The organism is Leisingera coralii (assembly GCF_049056525.1).
GTDB lineage: Bacteria > Pseudomonadota > Alphaproteobacteria > Rhodobacterales > Rhodobacteraceae > Leisingera > Leisingera coralii.
In genome coordinates, this window is sequence record NZ_JBHUPT010000006.1 from 1 (window position 1) to 15,561 (window position 15,561).

General features: G+C 65.2%; 17 protein-coding genes. 9 read left to right on the forward strand and 8 right to left on the reverse strand.

Features of this window, described 5'->3' with window-relative positions:
- Positions 1-41: 41 nt before the first annotated feature.
- From ACFMBG_RS02650 to ACFMBG_RS02660, 3 genes are all read right to left on the reverse strand, one after another.
- Positions 42-356: a DUF1244 domain-containing protein gene (locus ACFMBG_RS02650; RefSeq protein ID WP_421053183.1), complete on the reverse strand. Its 315-nt coding sequence runs from the start codon at positions 354-356 to the stop codon at positions 42-44.
- Between the two features lie 80 nt (positions 357-436).
- On the reverse strand, positions 437-676 hold the full coding sequence (locus tag ACFMBG_RS02655; RefSeq protein ID WP_421053184.1) for a DUF6868 family protein: 240 nt from the start codon (positions 674-676) through the stop codon (positions 437-439).
- A 148-nt stretch (positions 677-824) separates the two neighbouring features.
- Positions 825-1,562, reverse strand: a complete 738-nt coding sequence (locus ACFMBG_RS02660) for an N-formylglutamate amidohydrolase (RefSeq protein ID WP_421053185.1) — start codon at positions 1,560-1,562, stop codon at positions 825-827.
- Between the two features lie 119 nt (positions 1,563-1,681).
- Here ACFMBG_RS02660 and pyk point away from each other — a divergent pair, with 119 nt between their 5' ends.
- From pyk to rplT, 4 genes are all read left to right on the forward strand, one after another.
- Positions 1,682-3,127 (forward strand): pyruvate kinase, encoded by a 1,446-nt coding sequence (gene pyk / locus ACFMBG_RS02665; RefSeq protein WP_421053186.1) that lies wholly within the window; start codon positions 1,682-1,684, stop codon positions 3,125-3,127.
- Between the two features lie 64 nt (positions 3,128-3,191).
- Positions 3,192-3,413 (forward strand): hypothetical protein, encoded by a 222-nt coding sequence (locus ACFMBG_RS02670; protein ID WP_421053187.1) that lies wholly within the window; start codon positions 3,192-3,194, stop codon positions 3,411-3,413.
- Positions 3,414-3,529: 116 nt separating this feature from the next.
- Positions 3,530-3,730, forward strand: coding sequence for a 50S ribosomal protein L35 (rpmI, locus tag ACFMBG_RS02675; RefSeq protein WP_039124893.1), 201 nt, complete (start codon positions 3,530-3,532; stop codon positions 3,728-3,730).
- A gap of 15 nt (positions 3,731-3,745) precedes the next feature.
- Positions 3,746-4,111, forward strand: a complete 366-nt coding sequence (rplT, locus tag ACFMBG_RS02680) for a 50S ribosomal protein L20 (RefSeq protein ID WP_008206278.1) — start codon at positions 3,746-3,748, stop codon at positions 4,109-4,111.
- Between the two features lie 87 nt (positions 4,112-4,198).
- Here rplT and ACFMBG_RS02685 read toward each other — a convergent pair whose 3' ends face one another.
- The 3 genes from ACFMBG_RS02685 to ACFMBG_RS02695 all read right to left on the reverse strand — a co-directional run bounded on the left by ACFMBG_RS02685 (position 4,199) and on the right by ACFMBG_RS02695 (position 6,872).
- Positions 4,199-5,236, reverse strand: coding sequence for a PAS domain-containing sensor histidine kinase (locus tag ACFMBG_RS02685; RefSeq protein ID WP_421053188.1), 1,038 nt, complete (start codon positions 5,234-5,236; stop codon positions 4,199-4,201).
- A gap of 455 nt (positions 5,237-5,691) precedes the next feature.
- Positions 5,692-6,327: a DUF1326 domain-containing protein gene (locus tag ACFMBG_RS02690; protein ID WP_421053189.1), complete on the reverse strand. Its 636-nt coding sequence runs from the start codon at positions 6,325-6,327 to the stop codon at positions 5,692-5,694.
- A 92-nt stretch (positions 6,328-6,419) separates the two neighbouring features.
- On the reverse strand, positions 6,420-6,872 hold the full coding sequence (locus tag ACFMBG_RS02695; protein WP_421053190.1) for a PACE efflux transporter: 453 nt from the start codon (positions 6,870-6,872) through the stop codon (positions 6,420-6,422).
- A gap of 101 nt (positions 6,873-6,973) precedes the next feature.
- Between ACFMBG_RS02695 and ACFMBG_RS02700 the strand changes: the two genes are divergently transcribed.
- Entirely contained in the window at positions 6,974-7,867 is an 894-nt protein-coding gene (locus tag ACFMBG_RS02700; RefSeq protein ID WP_421053191.1) for a LysR family transcriptional regulator, read from the forward strand.
- A 124-nt stretch (positions 7,868-7,991) separates the two neighbouring features.
- A complete protein-coding gene (gene pheS, locus ACFMBG_RS02705; protein WP_421053192.1) occupies positions 7,992-9,065 on the forward strand; it encodes a phenylalanine--tRNA ligase subunit alpha in 1,074 nt (357 codons plus the stop codon).
- Between the two features lie 141 nt (positions 9,066-9,206).
- Here pheS and ACFMBG_RS02710 read toward each other — a convergent pair whose 3' ends face one another.
- Entirely contained in the window at positions 9,207-10,331 is a 1,125-nt protein-coding gene (locus tag ACFMBG_RS02710) for a DUF2652 domain-containing protein (protein ID WP_421053193.1), read from the reverse strand.
- A 234-nt stretch (positions 10,332-10,565) separates the two neighbouring features.
- On the opposite strand from ACFMBG_RS02710, the gene ACFMBG_RS02715 reads away from it, so the two are divergent.
- Positions 10,566-11,381: a CE1 family esterase gene (locus ACFMBG_RS02715; protein WP_421053194.1), complete on the forward strand. Its 816-nt coding sequence runs from the start codon at positions 10,566-10,568 to the stop codon at positions 11,379-11,381.
- Positions 11,382-11,469: 88 nt separating this feature from the next.
- Positions 11,470-13,866, forward strand: coding sequence for a phenylalanine--tRNA ligase subunit beta (gene pheT / locus ACFMBG_RS02720; RefSeq protein ID WP_421053195.1), 2,397 nt, complete (start codon positions 11,470-11,472; stop codon positions 13,864-13,866).
- Positions 13,867-13,957: 91 nt separating this feature from the next.
- Here pheT and ACFMBG_RS02725 read toward each other — a convergent pair whose 3' ends face one another.
- Complete coding sequence (locus ACFMBG_RS02725) at positions 13,958-14,836, reverse strand: LysR family transcriptional regulator (protein WP_421053196.1); 879 nt, start codon at positions 14,834-14,836, stop codon at positions 13,958-13,960.
- Positions 14,837-14,923: 87 nt separating this feature from the next.
- On the opposite strand from ACFMBG_RS02725, the gene ACFMBG_RS02730 reads away from it, so the two are divergent.
- Positions 14,924-15,559 (forward strand): class I SAM-dependent methyltransferase, encoded by a 636-nt coding sequence (locus ACFMBG_RS02730; RefSeq protein ID WP_421053197.1) that lies wholly within the window; start codon positions 14,924-14,926, stop codon positions 15,557-15,559.
- The last annotated feature ends 2 nt before the right edge of the window (positions 15,560-15,561 follow it).

The window sequence follows — 15,561 nt, forward strand, 5'->3', positions numbered from 1 at the left end:
GGGGGCTCAGAGCTCATCCGCCCGCGGGCCACTGAAAATGCCTACTGCTTGTCGGTGACGTTTTCCTTGAACGCGACCTCAAAGGCCGCCTGTTTCTCGGGGCTGGCCTCGGTCTGGTAGTTGGCTTTCCACTCCGCCATCGTCATGCCGTAGTAGATCTCGCGCGCTTCGGTCTTGTCCATCTCGATGCCGCGCTCGTTGGCGGCTTCCTGGTACCAGCGGGCCAGGCAGTTGCGGCAGAAGCCCGCCATGTTCATCAGGTCGATGTTCTGCACGTCGGTGCGGTCTTCCATCAGGTGCTTCTGCAGGCGGCGGAAGGCGGCGGCCTGGATCTCGATTTCGGTTTGTTTGTCCATGGCGGTGGCTCCGGTGTTTCTTGCGTCCCTGCAGGCCTAGCAGCCGGGGCAAGGGCGGGCAATGGCGGGGTGCGGCGGGGTCAGATCAGCTGCAGCGCCAGCCACGGCCCAAGTGCGGTAGCGAAGATCACGATCTTGTAGGTGCCGAGCCAGCGGTAGACGGTCAGGCTGACATCCGCAGGCGCCAGCCCGAACATGCGGCCATGCAGGCCGGCCACCCAGTCCCGCATCAGCATCAGAAGGACGGCGGAAAGGGTGAACAGGCCGATGTGCAGAACGGTCAGCCAGCCGAAAAAGGCAGAGAGGGTTTCCTGGGTCATGACTGCTCCTTTCCCGGAAAATCCCGCGTTTCCGTTACGGATATGGGAATGAACCGCCGGGTCCGCAACGCGGGGAGCCATTTTCATGCGATGAAAGCGGCCAGGAAAAATCGATTTTTCCTGGCCGGAATTCGCGCCGGATTCCGGGTCAGAGACCGGAAGCGTCGAGCGCCTGGGGCAGGATGCGGGCCAGCCGTTCGGCCCAGGCGTGCTGGCCCTTGTGTTCGGCAATCAGATCATTCCTGAGCTCGATCAGCGTGTTGGGGCGGCCGGGCCTGGTGGCGTGGGTCTCGATCGCGTCGCCGGGCAGGTGGCCAGTGTAAGGCTCGTTGACGCCGACGCAGAGGCCGGCCTCGCGGGTCAGTTCATCCACCACGAAGGGTGAAAACCGCTCGCCCTCCGGGAACAGGATGCCGATCTCCCAGGGCCGGGGCGGGCGGCCGCGCAGCTGGCGGGTGAAGCTGTGCACCGAGACGATCACGGTGCGGGGCCGCTCTGCCAGCTGTGCCAGCGCCCGGTGGTAGGGGCGGTAGCACTTCTCCAGCCGCTCCTTCAGCTCGGCCTCGCCCGCGTGGCGGTTGGCGGGGATGATGGTGCCGTCATAAAGCTTCATCAGCAGGGTCGGGTCGTCCTCGCCGCGGTTGGGGTCGATCACCAGGCGGGAGAAGTTCGACGCCACCACCGGCGCGTCCAGCATCTCGCCCAGGAGCTTGGACACCTCATAGGCGCCGACGTCGTAGGCGATGTGGCGCTCCATGTCCTCGCGCGGGAGGCCCAGGTCGCCGCCGCCGGCAAAGGGCGGCACAACATTGGTCGCGTGATCGCAGGTGATCAGCCAGCGGGCGGGGCGGTCGGCGCCGTGCACGAAAAAAGGTGTGTATGTCATGAGCCTGTCATCAATTGCCGCAAGCTCTTTAGAAGAGTTGCACGGAAATGGGAATTGGGGGATAAGCACCTCAACGCTGTTTGCGGTAACATATTTCAGGTCCGGAGGAGAAGACCCCTATGAAACGTTCGCGCAATGTGAAGATTGTCGCCACCTTGGGGCCGGCCTCGGAGACCTATGACACCATCCGCGCGCTGCATGAGGCGGGGGCTGATGTGTTCCGGCTGAACATGTCGCACGGCAGCCACCCGGAAATTGCCGAGAAACACAAGATCATCCGCCAGGTGGAGCAGGATCTGGACAGCCCGATTGCGATTCTGGCCGACCTGCAGGGGCCGAAGCTGCGGGTGGGTGTGTTTGCCAACGGCGCCGAAGAACTGGAAGAGGGCGCCAAGTTCCGCCTCGACCTGGACGAGGCTGAGGGCGATGTGTCCCGGGTGTGCCTGCCGCATCCGGAGATTTTCCAGGCGCTGGAGCCGGGCGCGCACCTCCTGGTCAACGACGGCAAGATCCGCCTGGTGGTGGATGACTGCGGGCCTGATTTTGCAGATTGTACTGTGGAAACCGGCGGAACGATTTCCAACCGCAAGGGGGTGAACGTGCCGGACGTGGTGCTGCCGCTGGCGGCGCTGTCGGAGAAGGACCGGGCGGATCTGGAATTTGTCTGCTCCCTGGGGGTGGACTGGCTGGCCCTGTCCTTTGTGCAGCGGGCCAAGGACGTCTATGAGGCGCGCACGCTGGCCGATGGCCGCGCCGCGGTGCTGTCGAAGATCGAGAAGCCGCAGGCGGTGGAGGACTTCGAGGCCATTCTGGACGCCTCCGACGGCATCATGGTGGCGCGCGGCGATCTCGGCGTCGAGCTGCCGGTGGCGGCGGTGCCGCCGATCCAGAAACGGCTGGTGCGCAAGTGCCGCGCCGCGGCCAAGCCGGTGATCGTGGCAACCCAGATGCTGGAGAGCATGATCGAAAGCCCGATGCCGACCCGGGCAGAGGTCTCTGACGTGGCAACCGCCATCTATGAGGGCGCCGACGCGGTGATGCTGAGCGCCGAGAGCGCGGCCGGCCAGTATCCGGTGCAGGCGGTGCAGACCATGGACAAGGTGGCGGTCGAGGTCGAGGCGGACCCGACCTATACCCAGATCATCGCGTCTTCGCGGTCGGCCAAGGGCACCACGGTGGCCGACGGGATCGTGGCGGCGGCGCGGGAGATTGCGGAAAAGACAGAGATCAAGGCGATCTGCTGCTTTACCCAGTCCGGCACCACAGCGCTGCTGACCGCGCGTGAACGTCCGGGCGTGCCGATCATCGCGATGACCCCGGTCAGCGCCACCGCCCGCCGCCTGTGCCTCAGCTGGGGCTGCAAATGCGTGATGACGCCGGAGCTGGACCGGTTCAAGGGCGCGGTTGTCAGCGCCGCGCGGGCAGCGCGGGCCGGCGGCTATGCCAGTGAGGGCGACCAGATCGTGGTGACCGCGGGCGTGCCCTTCAACGTGCCGGGCACCACCAACATCCTGCGCATTGCGCCCTGTGACGAGCGATTGATTTACAGCACTGACCCGGAATAAACTGACCTCGGTTACGGGCCTGCCGCGCGGCTGCCGGCGGGCCCTCGAGTAAGGTAAGAGTAGCATGGAAACCGACCTTCCGCTGATTGCGGGGCTGGTGATTGCCGGGTTTTCGGTGCCCCCGGTCCTGTCGGCCATCAGCGAGCGGCGGCCGCCGCGGTCCTCGTTGGTGACCATCCTGATCGCCATTGGCCTGATCACCTATGCGGTGATGATGAAACCCGGCGGTTATGCGATTGATGAGATTCCGGATGCGTTTTTCCGGGTTCTCGGGCGCCTTCTGTAGAGATTCCGCTTGCCCCCCGGGCGGGCTTTGCTTAAACGGCAGCTCTGTTCCGCGCGGCCGGCCGTCGAGGCATGCCGAGTCGCGCGTCTAGCGAACCTGCATTGAAGGAGACGGAAATGCCCAAGATGAAGACGAAGTCGAGCGCCAAGAAGCGCTTCAAGGTGACCGCAACTGGCAAGGTCATCGCAGGTCAGGCCGGCAAGCGCCACGGCATGATCAAACGCCACAAGAAATTCATCCGCGACGCTCGCGGCACCACCACCCTGTCCGCACCGGACGCAAAGATCGTCAAGGGCTTCATGCCCTACGACCGCTAAGAGGAGATTTGAGAGATGTCCCGCGTAAAAGGTGGTACCACGACTCACGCCCGTCACAAGAAGGTCATCAAGGCAGCCAAAGGTTACTACGGCCGCCGCAAGAACACCTTCAAGGTTGCCCGTCAGGCCGTCGACAAGGCGAACCAGTATGCAACCCGCGACCGTAAGAACCGCAAGCGCAACTTCCGCGCGCTGTGGATCCAGCGGATCAACGCTGCTGTCCGTTCGCACGACGAAGCGCTGACCTATTCCCGCTTCATCAACGGCCTGAACCTTGCTGGCATCGAAGTGGACCGTAAGGTTCTGGCCGACCTGGCCGTGCACGAGCCCGAAGCCTTCGGTGCCATCGTGCGCCAGGCACAGGACGCGCTGGCAGCCTGAGCCGCCAGACGGATCTGAATTCAGGAAAGGCCGCTCCAGTTTGGAGCGGCCTTTTTTGTCTGGGCAGCGGGGCGGTGCTGACGGGATTCAGCCCCGCCGTGGCATCCGCAGGGTGAACACGGTTTGCTGTTCGTCCGATTGCGCCGTCAGCAGGCCGCCGTGGCCCTTGGCGATCTGCTGGGCGATGAACAGCCCCAGGCCCAGCCCGTTCTGCGACTCCCGTGTTTCGGCGCGGGTGAAGGGTTCGAACAGAAGCTCCATGGTCTGCTGCGGGATCGGGTTCCCCGCGTTGGCGATGGAGAGGGTAAACGCATCGCCGTCGTCGCGGGCGGTCACCGTGACCGGTTTGCCCGGGGTGCCGTGGGTCACGGCATTTGACAGCAGGTTCGAGACCAGCTGGGCGATGCGCTCCGGGTCGCAATCGAGCGGGTCGCGAAAGCTGTATTCCTCGTGCAGCGGCGTGTCCGGATTGGCCAGCCGGATCTCCTCCACCGCCTGGCTCAGCACTGGCCGCAGCGCTGCCGTCTGAGAGCGGTTGATCTCGATGCCGTTGCCCAGGCGGGCGCGGGCGAAGTCGAGAATGTCGTTGATCAGCACCGACATGCGGCTGACTGACTGCCGCCCCAGCGCCAAGATCTCCAGCGCCTTGGCGGATTGCGGCTCGTTCTCCAGGAGACGCAAGGTGGCGCCGACCGCCGACAGCGGGTTGCGCAGGTCGTGGCCCAGCACCGCAATGAATTGTTCGCGGAAGCGGGCCTCCTGCTTGTTGCTGGCGAGGTGGGCTTCCTGCTCCTTGGCTAGGGTGACATCGCGGGCGCTGCAGATGAACCGGTCCCCTTCCGGCACCGCGTTCCAGGACAGCCAGCGGTAGGAGCCGTCCTTGTGGCGGTAGCGGTTCTCGAACTGCAGAACCGGGTTGCCCTGCTTGACCCGTTCAAACGCTGCCTCTGTGCGGGACATGTCGTCCGGGTGCAGGAAGTCGAAAAACTGGCGGCTTTCGATCTCCTCCGGCAGCAGCCCCAGTGTCTTGAACCAGGCGGGGTTGGTGTCGGTGAAGATGCCGGAAGCATCAACGACGCCAAGCAGGTCGGGGGTGACTTTCCAGGTCAGGCTTGTGCGGTCCATGTGCGTGGGCATGAGGATACATCCGGATTTGGAAGCTGCCGTTAAACGTGCACACGAAGTCGGCGGTCTGGCAAGCAGCGAAATGCCAATTCTAAAGCCTTGCTGCTCCTGAGGCGCGCGACCGGCGCGACGGAACAGGGGGCGGCGCTGCTCCGCTCAGGCCGGAACTTTCAAGGGTGCGGGCTGGTCGAGTTTTTGATTAAAGGCCGGAACAGCAGGGCGCGATGACCGCCGCTGGCGCCGTGCAGGCAAAGATGAAAAGCGGAACTGCCAAACTGTACCGGATGGACATGCCGGACCACCTGTCCCCCTGGGGGCACAAGTCCAAGGCCTTGCTGGGCTGATGATCGGCACCGTGGGCGCGGTGCCGGTATTCAAGGCGGCCTATGCCGGCAAGCAGGAACTGAAATGCGCCTGCACGGGCGGCAGCAGCCAGGTGCCGCTGGGCTGCAGCCTCAGGCGGCCACGCCATGCGGGCCGTGGCGGATGATGGCCCATTGGCCATAGCTGTCATCCAGGTCCAGCTTGATCGCCGCGGTGGATTTGGTGGAGGCGCTGCCGATTTCCGCGAGCGTGAATTCGATGCCGCCGGGGAGGCCGATTTGCACCCGGTGCTCGCCGCCGCCATGCGGGGCCTGGATCGGGCGGCCGGAGGAGGTGAGCAGCCCTTCGATATCCAGCTTGGCAGTGCGGTTTTCGATGTCGACCTCGTAGTCGATCCGCTTGACCAGCGTCTCGTGCACGGTGTCGCACATGGCGTGAAATACCCACCAATGAGTGGCTTCCTCATCCGTCTCGCCGCCCAGGAGCACGGTTTCCAGTGCCGCGCGCTGGGCATCAGAGGCGCGGTCGTCGATGATCGCCTGCAGTGCGCCCTTGCCTTCGAAGATCGGGCCGGGCCAGGCATAAAGCATCGCGCAGCGGGTGCCGGTCAGGTCGGTCTCGCCGAAATGCCCTTTGTCGATATGGAGCACCTCGAACCCGGTGCAATTGCCGTGGGTCGGCAGATCCTCGAACTGGCAGGGGCAGCCATAGTTGCAGTTGCAGTTCCCGAAGCTGCGGCCTTCGATATACCAATCCACATGTGCCATGGCTGTCTCCTCCGGTTTTGCTGCTGCTGGGATGCGCAATGCCGCGCGGCCGCAAGTATAGCATAAAACCGGTGCCCTGGCCTGGTGGCAGGCTAGGACCCGCTGGCCGCTTTTGCGGTGACCGGGAACAGGCGGTCGTAGGCCAGGGTAAAGCCGTAGGTATAGACCACCACGAAGGAGGTGACCGTCAGGTCGGTGGCCAGCGCCTGCAGCAGGCCGAGGTTCAGCCACCAGACATAGACCGGCAGCGAGGTGATCAGCAGCGTCGCCTCAAACCCCGTCGCGTGCAGCAGGCGGCCGAGGGGCGACCGCTCGCTGGAGATCCGGCCCGCCCTGGCGTCGGCCTTGTCGAAGATCCAGTTGTAAGCGAGGTTCAGAAGCATCGCCTTGACCGACAGGAAGGCGCCCAGCAGGCCGATATCGCTGAGCGGCTTGTCAAAGAAAGCCGCGCCAACGGGCACCAGCACTGCCATCAGGAGCAGCTCGAAGCTGATCGTGTAGCGCAGCCGGTCGCGGGCTGTCCGCATTGCAACTTTGCCTGCCACCTTGGGCCTCCTCTTGCTGGCTTGGTTGTTGCCTTTGTTCTATCCGTATTTCATGTTGGTTCCAGTCAGTATGTATCTGGATATTTGATAGGTGAGCGATGATGTCTCCGGAGCACCTGCAGGCCTTTGTGCTGGCCGCCGAACTTGGCTCCTTCTCTGCCGCGGCCCGGCGGATGGGCAAGGCGCAGTCGGCGGTCTCCACCGCGATTGCAAATCTGGAGATCGACTGCGGGCTGCAGCTGTTCGACCGCAGCGGCCGCTCGCCGGTGCTGACCCGGGCCGGGCAGGAGTTGCTGCCGCACGCCCGCGGCATTCTGCTGGGCCACCGCGAGTTTGCCGCCAAGGCGGCGTCGATGGCGGAAGGGGTGGAGGACAGCCTGTGCCTGGCGGTGGAGCAGGGGCTGAACCTGGGGCCGCTGCTGGAGGCTTTGCGCGGATTTGCCGGGGCCTTTCCGCAGGTAGGGCTGGAGATCCTGTCGGCCGGCCCCAATGACACCGCGGCGCTGCTGAAGGAGGGCCGTGCCGATCTCGGTCTGATGACCGAGCAGGAGAGCTACCCGGAGGGCTTCCAGTTCCGTGGCGTCGGCCACACGGTGCTGGTGCCGGTCTGCGGGCGGGATCATCCGCTGGCGGCGCTTGGCCCGCTGGCCCACCGCGACCTGCGAGCGCACCGGCAGCTGGTGCTGCGCAGCCGCATGCAGGAGGCGAAGTGGCGGATCGGCGAAACACACAGCGCCTCGGTCTGGTGTGCGGAAAACCCGGGGATGATTGTTGAACTGCTGCGGCAGGGGCTGGGCTGGGCCGAACTGCCGCTGCCCGCGGTGCAGCCGCATCTGGACAGCGGCGCCCTGGTGCGGCTGCGCTACGGTTTCCAGCAGAGCGATGCGCTGGCGGGCGTGGACGTGGTTTGGACCACGCAGCGGGTGCTGGGGCAGGCCGGGCAATGGCTCCAGCAGCATCTGTTGAAACTGCCGCAGGAGGCCTGGCGGTGCTGAGGGCAGCCGGCTCCGGCCCGCCGCAGCGCGCCGTGGTGACACACCGGCAGGGCATTGGCCCTGGACCTCTTGCTTTCAGCGGCCCTTGTGATAGCAGGGCACAAGCAGAATTCGAGGGGCCGTGATGGACGATCTTAAAGCCAAATACCTGGGTCAGATTGCCGATGCCGCGGATGAGGCGGCGCTGGAGGCGATCCGCGTTGCCGCCGTGGGCAAGAAGGGCGAAGTGGCGCTGAAGATGCGCGAGCTGGGCAAGATGACCCCGGAGGAGCGCCAGGTGGCGGGCCCGGCGCTGAACGCGCTGAAGGATGAGATCAACTCGGCTCTGGTGGCCAAGAAGGCAGGTCTGGAAGACGCTGCACTTGACGAGCGCCTGCGCACCGAGTGGCTGGACGTGACCTTGCCGTCGCGCCCGGCGCGCCAGGGCAGCCTGCATCCGATCAGCCAGGTCAGCGAAGAGATCACCGCGATCTTTGCCGAGCTGGGCTTCTCCGTCGCCGAAGGGCCGCGGATCGACACCGACTGGTACAACTTCGATGCGCTGAACATCCCCGGCCACCACCCGGCTCGCGCCGAGATGGACACCTTTTACATGAACCGGGCCGAGGGCGACGACCGCCCGCCGCATGTGCTGCGCACCCATACCTCGCCGGTGCAGATCCGCTCGATGGAGAAGATGGGCGCGCCGCTGCGCATCATCTGCCCGGGCGGCGTTTACCGTGCCGACTATGACCAGACCCACACGCCGATGTTCCACCAGGTCGAAGGCCTGGCGCTGGACAAGGACATCTCGATGGCGAACCTGAAGTGGGTGCTGGAGGAGTTCGTGAAATCCTTCTTCGAGGTGGACGACGTCGAGCTGCGCTTCCGCGCCTCGCACTTCCCCTTCACCGAGCCGTCGGCTGAGGTCGACATCCGCTGCTCCTGGGAGGGCGGTGCGCTGAAGATCGGCGAGGGCGACGACTGGATGGAAATCCTCGGCTCCGGCATGGTGCACCCCAAGGTGATCGCCGCGGGCGGCATCGACCCGGAGATCTACCAGGGCTTTGCCTTCGGCATCGGCATCGACCGCCTGGCGATGCTGAAATACGGCATCCCCGACCTGCGCGCGTTCTTCGACAGCGACCTGCGCTGGCTGCGCCACTACGGCTTCCAGAGCCTCGACATGCCGGCGCTGCATGGCGGTTTGAGCCGGTAAACCCTCCATAGTTTCAGACCTTCCGTCCGGCCGGCAGGCCGGGCAGCGCCCGTCCCCACGGGGCGGGCGCTTCGCTTCCCACCCCGCCGGGACGGGCGCTGCCCTCGGCGGCTGATGAGCACACGCTGGAGTGATTTACCGTTAAGCCGCTGCTGCTGCGCCGCCCAGCCGTTCCCCCAGTGCCTTGATCTTGGAGATCCGGTTTTCCTTGTCCGGGATGATAAAGCCGCGGATCTTTCTGTTGACCAGGCCGGACATCAGCTTGCCCAGCAGTTTGGGCGACCGTGTTTTGGCATAGCGCAGCTTGACCAGGGTGCCGCCGCCGACCTCCTCCATCTCGATGGTTTCATACATCATCAGCCCCATCGACAGATTGTAGCGGCCGGTGACATATTCGCCGGGGTTCCAGTCCACCACCTCATAGGGGAACAGCGCGTCGCCGTGGTAGCAGTGATAGAACGTGCCGGGCTCGATCTTGCCCTTGTTGGTATGCAGCAGGTCCATCCTGTCGGCGCCGAGCCATTCCGTCCGCAGGTCCGGCCGGGTGCAGATGGTGAAGGCGATCTCGGGTGAAACAGGCAGCGGGATGATCCACTCGTCCAGCAGAAGATCATCCCCTGCGCCGACAAAGCTGCGCTCGCTGGAGCGGCGGCGCTGCCAGGCAACGCGCATGTCGCGGACCACGTATTCGACCTGTCCGATATGTTCGATGTCCTCGCTGTGGAACTCGCTTTCATCGAAGAAATCGACCAGGTCCATCGCCCGCAGCGCATCGCAGGAGATCAGCGTATAGGCGGTGAGGCCGGTGCGCTCGGTAACCGAGTTCTTCAAGAGCCTGAAAGCGGTGATCACGTCCGGGCCGGCCAGTTCATGCCTGCCTTGGGTGTCCTGCTCGATGCATTCGCCGTAATGCACCACCAGTTTCAGCTCCAGGTCGCCGATCTTGCTGCAGGCGTCGCAGGTGCAGCCGGTGTTGAGGATCATCTTCTCCTTCTCGCGGGCAAAGATGCAGTAGAGGCTTTCGGCAAAGTCGAGGATGAACTGCTTGGTCATCACCTCGCTTTCATAGGCATAGGCAAAGACCGCATCGCCCTGCAGGCCGGAGACCTGGAGCGGCGCCCGGATGGCGGGGATGAGGCTGCCGAAGAGCGTATCCAGGATGCCCTTGGAATGCTCCAGCGGGGTGCCGGCCATGAATTTGGTATAGCCGGACAGGTCGGCAATGACGAAGAAGGCCTTCTGAACCCCGGAATGCTGAGCCGTCATCGGTGTCTCCCTGGCGATGAGGAGATCAGTATGCGCCAGGTTGCGGAAAATTCAAAACCTTGGGGGAGGAGCGGGTTCTCAGTGCGGGATCAAGGCCGCAGGCCGCCGCGCCATCGCTTGCCTCACGGCGATTGCTTGCAATCGCCTGCCCGTGCGGGCGATGACGCGGCTTAGTCGCTGCCGCCCACAAACTTGTGACGTGACAGCTGCCGCGCGGTGGCTACCCTAGGGCGAATGATCCGAGCCGTTCTTTCCGCTGCCGCCGCCCTGCTGTGGGCCTCAGCCGCCTCTGCCATGGGGCCGCCGAAACCCGCTGGATGCATTGGTGCAACACCCTGCGAACTGGGGGACCGCTCCTATCATGTGATGGAGCCGGAGGGCTGGGACGGGGTTTCGCCCTTGCCGGTGCTGCTGCATTTCCACGGCTGGTCCCGCACCGGGCGGCATGCGCAGAGGAGCAACCGGGTAGGGGCCTCGGCCAAGCGCCGCGGCGTGCTGCTGGTGACGCCGAACGGACGCCGCAAGACCTGGGATTTCTGGTCGGCGGAGACAGAGGACGTGGCCTTTGCCGATGCGGTGCTGGCGGATGTTGCCAGGCGCTATCCCGTTGACGGGGAACGGATCTATGTATCCGGCTACTCCTATGGCTCGGCGATGGCCTGGCGCTATGTCTGCCACAGCGGCAATGATGTGGCGGCGCTCCTGGCGGTGGCGGGCACCATTCAGCAGAGCGAGGACTGCCCGGAAGCGCCGCGCGAGGTGCGCCATGTGCATGGGCTGAAGGACACGGTGATGGATTTCCCCTATGGCCCCGGCGGCGAGCGGACCTATCCGGTGGCACTGTGGCGGGCGCGGCTGGGCTGCGGCGCGGCGCGGGCGCTGGGGCAATGGCAGGTGGTGGAGTTCCTGCAACTTGAGCGCACTGTCTGGGCGGGCTGCGCCGAGGGCCGGGTGGTGCTGGACACCCATCCCGGCGGCCATTTCATCCCGCATGGCTGGATCGGGCGGCAATTGGATGAGCTTTTGAACCTCACTCCCAGCTATCCTTGAGGGCAGGGCGCCCGGACCCTTGAACCTTGGCGCAATCTTTGCCATTGCCTGTGGCCAACACGCATGTCTGCCAAGGGGTCCCCGACCGATGAAATTCACGCTTTCCTGGCTGAAAGACCACCTCGACACCGACGCTTCGGTGGAGGAGATCACCGATGCCCTGACCGATCTGGGCCTTGAAGTCGAAGGGGTCAGCAACCCGGCCGATGCGCTGAAGGACTTTACCCTCGGCTATGTGAAACACGCCGAGAAGCACCCCGACGCCGACAAGCTGCGGGTCTGCAAGGTGGACACCGACGAGGGTGAGCTGCAGATCATCTGCGGCGCGCCGAACGCGCGCGAAGGCATCACCGTGGTGGTCTGCAAGCCGGGCATGTATATCCCCGGCCTCGACATCACCATCGGCGTCGGCAAGATCCGCGGCGTCGAGAGCTTCGGCATGATGGCCTCCGAGCGCGAGCTGGAGCTGTCGGAGGAGCATGACGGCATCATCGAGCTGCCCTCCGGCGAGGTCGGCGACAAGTTTGTGGACTGGCTGGCGGAAAACGATCCGGCCAAGGTCGATCCGGTGATCGAGGTTGCCATCACTCCGAACCGCCCCGACGCGCTGGGCGTCTATGGCATTGCCCGCGATCTGGCGGCGCGCGGCCTGGGCACCCTGAAAACCCGCGCGTTCGAGGCGATCCCGGGCGATTTCGACAGCCCGATCAAGGTCACCATCGACGAGGACACCCTGGACGGCTGCCCGCTGTTTGCCGGCCGCCTGATCAAGGGCGTCAAGAACGGACCCAGCCCGCAGTGGCTACAGGACCGGCTGAAGGCCATTGGCCTGCGCCCGATCTCCGCCCTCGTGGATGTGACCAACTTCTTCACCTTCGACCAGAACCGGCCGCTGCATGTGTTCGACGCGGCCAAGGTGCAGGGCAGCCTGCGGGTGCACCGTGCCCAGGGCGGCGAGACGCTGGTGGCGCTGGATGAGAAGGAATACACCCTTGGCGCAGGCCACATGGTGATCTCCGACGAGAAGGGTGTGGAGAGCATCGGCGGCATCATGGGCGGTGAGGAAACCGGTTGCACCGAGGAAACCGTGGACGTGTTCCTAGAGAGCGCCTTCTGGGATCACGTACAGATCGCGATGGCTGGCCGGGCGCTCAAGATCAACTCCGACGCGCGCTACCGCTTTGAGCGCGGCGTGGATCCGGAATACACCATCGAGGGGCTGCACCGTGCCACCCAGATGATCCTGGATATCTGCGGCGGCGAGCCGTCAGAGGTGGTGATTGCGGGCGATGTGCCGGATCACTCGCGCGCCTACAAGCTGGACTCCAACCGGGTGCAGTCGCTGGTGGGGATGGAGATCCCCGAAAGCGATCAGCGCCAGACCCTGACCCGCCTCGGCTTCCGCCTGGAGGGCAACATGGCGCATGTGCCCAGCTGGCGCCCGGATGTGCAGGGCGAGGCCGACTTGGTGGAAGAGGTCGCCCGTATCGCCTCGCTGACCAAGCTGCAGGGCAAGCCGCTGCCGCGGCTGACCGACGGCATCCCGAAGCCGGTGATGACGCCGCAGCAGCGCCGCCAGCAGATGGCGCGCCGCACCTGCGCCAGCCTCGGCTACAATGAAATCGTCAGCTACAGCTTCATCGACAAGGCCTCGGCTGCGCTGTTCGGCGGCGGCGATGATGCCACCATGCTGGCCAACCCGATCTCCTCCGAGATGTCGCACATGCGCCCGGACCTGCTGGCGGGCCTGCTGCAGGCCGCGGCCCGCAACCAGGCGCGCGGCTACATGGATCTGGCGCTGTTCGAGGCAGGCCCTGCCTTCACCGGCGGCGAGCCGGGCGAGCAGGTCACCCAGATCGCGGGCCTCCTGGTGGGCCGTACCGGGCCCAAGGACGTGCATGGCGCCTCGCGCGCGGTGGATCTGTATGACGCCAAGGCCGATGCCGAGGCGGTGCTGGCTGCCATCGGCGCGCCGGCCAAGGTGCAGATCCTGCGCGGCGGCGATGCCTGGTGGCACCCGGGCCGCCATGGCCGCATTTGCTTGGGCCCGAAAAAGACCCTAGGCGTCTTTGGCGAGCTGCATCCGAAGGTGCTGAAGCAGATGGGCATCAAGGGCGCCGCAGTCGCCTTTACTCTCTGGCCGGAGGAAATTCCGCTGCCGCGCAAATCCTCGGCGACCCGCCCGGCGCTGGCAATCAGCGACCTGCAGGCGGTGGAGCGGGACTTTGCCTTTGTGGTCGATGCGGATGTCGAGGCGCTGACGCTGGTCAACGCCGCTGCCGGCGCCGACAAGGCGCTGATCGAGGATGTGCGCGTCTTCGACGAGTTCATCGGCGGCTCCCTGGGTGAAGGCAAGAAGTCGCTGGCGATCACCGTGCGGCTGCAGCCAACGGACAAGACGCTGAAGGAAAAGGACATCGAGGCGGTGAGCGACAAGATCATCGCCAAGGTGACCAAGGCCACCGGCGGCACCCTGCGGGGATAACGCCGGGCCCAAGACTTTTTTGAAAAGTCTTGGCAAAAGTTTTCGGAAAACTTTTGGGCAGCGCACCCGCCGGGGCGCTGCCTTTTCCGTTTCACCTGGCGGCGAAGAACTCTGCCAGCAGGTCGAACACCAGCCGGATCCGGCGGCTGGTGTGCAGCTCCCGGTGGGTGGTGAGCCAGACCGGGAAGGTGATCGCATCGCTGCCGGGCAGCAAGCGCTCCACCTCCGGCGCGGCGGCGGCAACTTCGTCCGACATCGGGGAGATGCCGAACCCCTGCCGGACCAGCTCCCAGGCCACCAGGCCGCTGTTGGAGCCGATGCGGAAATTCTCCGCGGTGACGGGGATTCCCATCGGATTGAGATAGCCGATCATGCGCTCCGTATCGCCGAAACCGACGAAATCATGGGCCGCCAGTTCCGCGAAGGACGCTGGCCGGCCGCGCCGGTTCAGATAGCTTTTGGCAGCATAGAAATGCCCTGTGGCTTCCTGCACCAGCCGGGCGATCAGCTCTGGCTGATCGGGGCGGACGTGGCGGATGGCAATGTCCGCCTCGCGCCGCATCAGGTCACGGATATCGTTCGCGGCCACCACGTCGATGGTGAGCTTCGGCGCCCGCTGGCGCAGCTGCTGCAGCACCGGCGGCAGCACATGCGCCGACATCACATCCGAGGCGGTGATCCGTACCGTGCCCTCGATGGACTGAGCCTGGCCGGTGGCGGCCAGGGCAAGCCCGTTTGCGGCCTCCCCCATCCTGCGGCTGTGGGACAGCAGCTCATGTCCCGCACCTGTCAGCGCCAGGGCGCGGCCAAGGCGTTCAAACAGCAGCACGCCCAGTTCCGCTTCCAGCGCCGCCACTTGGCGCGACAGCGTCGGCTGGGTCAGGCCCAGACGGCGGGCGGCGGCCGACAGCGAGCCGGTCTCGGCCGTGGCCAGAAAGGCGCGGATATGGTTCCAGTCGGGGTTTTCCATGCAAATATGTATAACGGCCTTGCGGATTTCGGCAATTCATCTGTGGTTCCTGCATGGGTAGGCTCAACGCAAGCAAGGAGAGCCACCATGACAGCCGATGCCCGTTTCTGGGACAGGATTGCCCCGAAATACGCCGAGTCCCCGATCCGGGACATGGACGCCTACCGCTACACGCTGGAGCGCACCCGGTCTTACCTTAGAGACAGCGACAGGGTGCTGGAGCTGGGCTGCGGCACCGGCTCCACCGCCATCGCGCTGGCGCGCAATGCGGCGCAGATCACTGCCACCGACCTGTCGGAAGGAATGCTGAAAGTGGGGCAGGAGCGGGCCTGGAACGCGGCAGCTTCCAACGTCGACTTCCAGTGCTGCGGCGTGCTGGAGGCGCCGGCGGGGCCGTTTGATGCGGTGATGGCCTTCAACCTGCTGCATCTGCTGCCGGATCTGGAGGCGGCGCTGGCCTCGATCGCGGCCAAGCTGCCCAAAGGCGGGCTGTTCATCTCCAAGACCCCCTGCCTGGGCGAGGCGCGGGGATCCTGGAAATACTGGATGTACACCGTGGCCATCCCGCTGCTGCGGCTGGCGGGCAAGGCGCCCAGCTATGTGGACTTCATGGATATCCGCAAGCTTGAGGCCGCGGTGCAGCGCGCAGGCTTTGAAATCATCGAAACCGGCAATTACCCGGCGGATACGCCCGGGCGCTATCTGGTGGCCCGGCGCAGCTGAGG

Bases quoted from the DNA above. Each gene is read 5' to 3' on its own strand.
- ACFMBG_RS02700 (WP_421053191.1), top strand. From the start codon at position 6,974: ATGTCTCCGGAGCACCTGCAGGCCTTTGTGCTGGCCGCCGAACTTGGC.
- ACFMBG_RS02670 (WP_421053187.1), top strand. From the start codon at position 3,192: ATGGAAACCGACCTTCCGCTGATTGCGGGGCTGGTGATTGCCGGGTTT.
- ACFMBG_RS02690 (WP_421053189.1), bottom strand. From the start codon at position 6,327: ATGGCACATGTGGATTGGTATATCGAAGGCCGCAGCTTCGGGAACTGC.
- pyk (WP_421053186.1), top strand. From the start codon at position 1,682: ATGAAACGTTCGCGCAATGTGAAGATTGTCGCCACCTTGGGGCCGGCC.
- pheS (WP_421053192.1), top strand. From the start codon at position 7,992: ATGGACGATCTTAAAGCCAAATACCTGGGTCAGATTGCCGATGCCGCG.
- ACFMBG_RS02710 (WP_421053193.1), bottom strand. From the start codon at position 10,331: ATGACGGCTCAGCATTCCGGGGTTCAGAAGGCCTTCTTCGTCATTGCC.
- rpmI (WP_039124893.1), top strand. From the start codon at position 3,530: ATGCCCAAGATGAAGACGAAGTCGAGCGCCAAGAAGCGCTTCAAGGTG.
- ACFMBG_RS02685 (WP_421053188.1), bottom strand. From the start codon at position 5,236: ATGGACCGCACAAGCCTGACCTGGAAAGTCACCCCCGACCTGCTTGGC.
- pheT (WP_421053195.1), top strand. From the start codon at position 11,470: ATGAAATTCACGCTTTCCTGGCTGAAAGACCACCTCGACACCGACGCT.
- ACFMBG_RS02660 (WP_421053185.1), bottom strand. From the start codon at position 1,562: ATGACATACACACCTTTTTTCGTGCACGGCGCCGACCGCCCCGCCCGC.
- ACFMBG_RS02725 (WP_421053196.1), bottom strand. From the start codon at position 14,836: ATGGAAAACCCCGACTGGAACCATATCCGCGCCTTTCTGGCCACGGCC.
- ACFMBG_RS02730 (WP_421053197.1), top strand. From the start codon at position 14,924: ATGACAGCCGATGCCCGTTTCTGGGACAGGATTGCCCCGAAATACGCC.
- ACFMBG_RS02650 (WP_421053183.1), bottom strand. From the start codon at position 356: ATGGACAAACAAACCGAAATCGAGATCCAGGCCGCCGCCTTCCGCCGC.
- rplT (WP_008206278.1), top strand. From the start codon at position 3,746: ATGTCCCGCGTAAAAGGTGGTACCACGACTCACGCCCGTCACAAGAAG.
- ACFMBG_RS02655 (WP_421053184.1), bottom strand. From the start codon at position 676: ATGACCCAGGAAACCCTCTCTGCCTTTTTCGGCTGGCTGACCGTTCTG.
- ACFMBG_RS02715 (WP_421053194.1), top strand. From the start codon at position 10,566: ATGATCCGAGCCGTTCTTTCCGCTGCCGCCGCCCTGCTGTGGGCCTCA.